2 protein-coding genes are annotated in these 4,392 nt (G+C 50.8%); both read left to right on the top strand.

The annotated features are described in order from the left end of the window. Positions 1-1,084 (top strand): hypothetical protein (locus ACOQPM_RS00010; RefSeq protein ID WP_420627163.1); only part of this gene is annotated, 1,084 nt, incomplete at its 5' end. A gap of 351 nt (positions 1,085-1,435) precedes the next feature. Continuing rightward, on the top strand, positions 1,436-4,392 hold a 2,957-nt coding region (gene rpoC, locus ACOQPM_RS00005), incomplete at its 3' end, for a DNA-directed RNA polymerase subunit beta' (protein ID WP_420627164.1).

Genomic DNA, 4,392 nt, shown 5'->3' with positions numbered 1-4,392 from the left:
CCGCACAGGTGCCGCAGCAGCCGTTTCTGCCGAATTGGCCTCCAAAATTGACCGCATTCAGGACAAATTTGAGCGGCTGGAATCACAAGCGCAGTTAGAGGATATTTATACGGCCGTTGGCGACATTGATAACAAACTCACCAGTCTGCCTTTTGACCTGGAAGCACTTCGAGACCGAGGATACGTTCACTCTGGCCAGTTAGAAGACAAGCTTGAAGCACTCGACGATCAATGGGATGAACTGCGCCCCCGCGTAGAAAAAGCAATTACAGAGCAGGTCAACCGACTAGATCGGGAGCTAGATCAGACTGAGCGGCAGGTGAATCGGTTAGGCAGAGCCAATGCAACCGTTGTGAAAGCTGTGGATAAATCGGTAGACAGTTTGGGTAGCCGCATCACCGCTGCACGCCGCGCCCTGGATGGCCTGTACGACGGGATGCAAACAGAGCTTTACCAGATTGAGTATTCTCTGGGGCAGGTTGGCAAGATGTTGGATTTGATGGCTGGTTCCCAGGAGATTCGCCTGCTAGAAGCGGAGGGGCCACTGTTGGCCGTAAAGGCTGAATGGCACCAGGATGGAGATGAGGGGCCAGAAGGCTACCTCTTCCTCACCGACCAGCGGCTACTGTTTGAGCAGCGCGAAGAGGTTGTGACCAAAAAGCGATTTGGCCTCTTCAAGGCAGATTCAGAAATGGTGCAAAAGCTGCACATTGCCGTGCAAGTGCATGAAATTGACCAAATTGTGCATAAAGAGGAAGGCGGCTTCCTGGGCATGGGCAAGGATGACATTTTGGAGCTGGTTTTTGCCGCCACTGCCGATCTCTCACGCGCCCGCTTCCATTTGGATGGGCAGGAATCAGAAGATTGGGCAGCCATGATCAACCGTATTCAATCTGGTGAAATTGACGGCGATCGCTCAGACGAATATCTGGATGAATTGGAAGCGGCCGAAATTACCAGTGCTAGCTTCCCGGAGCAATGCCCGAATTGCTTTGCAGCCATCCCGGAACAGCCGCGTGGCGTTACCGTCTACACCTGCGAATTTTGTGGTGCAACGGTGCAGCCACTCAACGATGGTGATTAGTCTGTTTTGAAAATTGGGACTTGCTAGAAACGGCCGTTTCCTTTATAATTTTCCGCTTGCACATACTTACGTAATTCTTATGTAATAGCGTTGACTAATTAACGGGTACCGATATAATCGCCATACATAAATAAAAATTGCCACGACGTTTTAAGAGCGTTGGTCCTGATCAGACCATACGCTCTTTTTCCGTGTTTACGGATTGATAAAAGGGAACCATTTTTGCTCGTGCACAATACGTAAGATGTACCATTTTATTTTAGGGTTGGAGCTTTATTCTATTTGGGAGGTCACCTGGTGGAGACAACAGAATTCCGCTCGTTACGCATTAGTTTAGCATCCCCAGACCAAATGCGGTCTTGGTCCTACGGAGAAGTTACAAAACCAGAAACCATTAACTACCGTCGCCTGCGGCCAGAAAAAGATGGCTTGTTTTGTGAAGCTATTTTTGGTCCAACGCGTGACTGGCAATGTTATTGCGGAAAGTATAAAAACGTTCGCTACAAAGGGATCGTTTGCGACAAATGTGGGGTAGAAGTGACTCGTTCGGCCGTTCGCCGTGAGCGGATGGGGCATATCGAACTAGCTGCGCCTGTGGCTCACGTTTGGTACACGCGCCGTGTTCCCAGCCACATGGGGCTGTTGCTGAACGTTTCTCGTCGCAATTTGGATCGCGTTCTCTATTTTGCCCAATATGTGATTACCAGTGTTGATGAAGAAGCTCGTCAGCGGGCATTGAAGCGCCTGGAAGAAGAGTTGGCAGAAGCTGAACTCAAATTTGAAGAAGATTTGCAGTCCAATATTGGTGATGCAACTTCAGATGCCCAAGTTCGTTTGCAAGAGCTGGAAGCACAGTTGCAAGAGCAAAATGAATCGTTTGATGATCGCTTATCGGCAGCAACAGATGCCGTTGTAAATGAAGCGCAAGCTGTAGAGCGCCGCCTAGAAAATTTGAAAGGCTCTGCCGCTAGCGAAGACATTGTTCTTGGTGAGACCGTCATCGTTAAAGAGGGCGAAACGGTTGGCCGCGAGCACAGCGTTTTGGTGCAAGAAGTTACCTCTGAGCGGCTAACACAGGTGCAAAAAGAGAGCGAAGAAGATCATCAAAGCAATTTAGCCACCATGCAGAAAGAAATTGAGGAGCTACGCACGGAGGCTGAAGCTGTAAGTGTAGACATGCGGGACGAGTTGACGCAAAAACTCACCCGTTTGCGCCAGCAGGCGCAGGCCAACCGCGAACAGCTAGAGAGTCTGGAGCCAATGGTGTTCCTCAACGAAAACGATTACCGTGAACTGAAAAGTAAATTTGGTAATGTTTTCCGTGCCGATATGGGTGCTGAGGCACTCTATGACATCTTGAAGAAGATGGATTTGGATAAGCTGTCTCGTGAGTTGTGGCGTGAAGTTCGTACGACGCGCTCCAAGCAGGCTGCCAAGCGGGCTACCAAGCGTTTGCAGGTTGTGGAATCGCTGCGTAAAAGTGGCAATCGTCCTGAATGGATGATTTTGACGGTATTGCCCGTTATTCCCCCTGATTTGCGCCCGATGGTTCAGTTAGATGGCGGCCGTTTTGCCACCTCTGACCTGAACGATCTGTATCGGCGTGTCATTAACCGCAATAACCGCCTCAAGCGCTTGCTAGAACTAGGTGCGCCGGATGTGATTGTTCGCAACGAAAAGCGGATGCTCCAAGAAGCTGTAGATAGCTTGATTGACAACAGTCAGCGGGGCAAGGCACTCAGTCGTCGGGGTCGCCGTGAGCTGAAGTCGCTGTCTGACATGCTCAAGGGGAAGAAGGGACGTTTCCGGCGCAATTTGTTGGGTAAACGTGTGGATTACAGCGGCCGTTCCGTTATCGTGGTGGGGCCAACGCTGAAATTAGGCCAGTGTGGTTTACCAAAGACAATGGCTCTAGAGCTTTTCCGTCCATTTGTTATTAGCAAACTGGTGGAATATGGCTATGCCAGCAACGTGAAGGGCGCGCGCCGCTTCATTGAGCGCCAGCCCCCGGAAGTGTGGGAAGTTTTGGAAGAGGTGATTCAGGGACGGCCGATTTTATTGAACCGTGCGCCGACTTTGCATCGTTTGGGTATCCAGGCCTTCATGCCAATGTTGGTTGAGGGCAAGGCCATCCAGCTACATCCGCTGGTGTGTGCCGCTTTCAATGCTGACTTTGACGGCGACCAGATGGCTGTGCATGTACCACTCTCGCAAAAAGCGGTGACCGAGGCAAAAGAGTTGATGATGGCCACGCGCAATCTGCTCAAGCCATCTGATGGTCAGCCCATTGTAGGGCCGTCAAAAGATATGGTGTTGGGTGTGTATTACCTGACGCTGGTAGTAGACGGCCGTCACGGGGAAGGCAATACTTTTGGCAGCATGGAAGAAGTTGAAACCGCCTACGAGTTGGGTTATGTAGACATTCATGCCAAAATCAAGCTGGAAGTAGAAACCTACTTTAAGGAAGACCACACGCGCTATGCTGATGGCAAGCCGCGCCGCCGCGTCATCGAGACCTCTCCAGGACGTGTTCTTTTCAACATGACGCTCCCAGAAGAGTTCCATTTTGTAAATCGGGTGCTGGACAAGGGCGGTGTGAATGCGCTCATCAACCGTGTGTATCGCTTGCTGGGTGATGAAGCGACTATCAATATGGTTGATGCTGTGAAGAATATTGGCTTCCGGTATGCAACCGTTTCAGGGACAACCATTGCTGTGGCTGACTTGACCATTCCCGATGAACGGCAAGGGATTTTGGATGAAGCGTTGCAGCGTGTAAACGAAATTGATCGGCAATACCGCCGTGGCCTGCTGACTGAAGAAGAGCAGTATCAGCGCACCATTGAGCAGTGGAATGATGCCAAAGACAAGGTTGAGAAAGCTGTGCGAGATGCTATGGATCCTGCCAGCCCAATTGCCGTTATGGCACTTTCTGGTGCAGGTAAAGGTGGTTTTGGCCCGATTACGCAGCTAGCCGGTATGCGTGGTTTGATGGCTGATCCTCAGGGCAAAATTATTCCGGTGCCCATTCAATCAAACTTCCGGCAAGGCTTAGATACACTGGAATATTTCATCTCGACGCATGGTGCTCGTAAAGGTTTGGCAGATACCGCGCTCCGCACGGCCGATGCTGGTTACCTGACTCGTCGCCTGGTAGATATTGCTCAAGAGATGATTGTGATGGATGAAGATTGCGGCACGAACAAAGGTATTTGGGTGCGCCGTGTTGATAATTTTGGTAAGCAAACGCTGGCGGAACGGATTTTGGGTCGCGTGGCGGCAGCCCCAATGACCGATCATGAAACGGG

The organism is Candidatus Leptofilum sp. (assembly GCF_965223525.1).
Taxonomy (GTDB): Bacteria; Chloroflexota; Anaerolineae; order Promineifilales; family Promineifilaceae; genus Leptofilum.
Note: the sequence above shows the minus strand (reverse complement) of the source record. Positions and strands in the feature narration are given on the sequence as shown.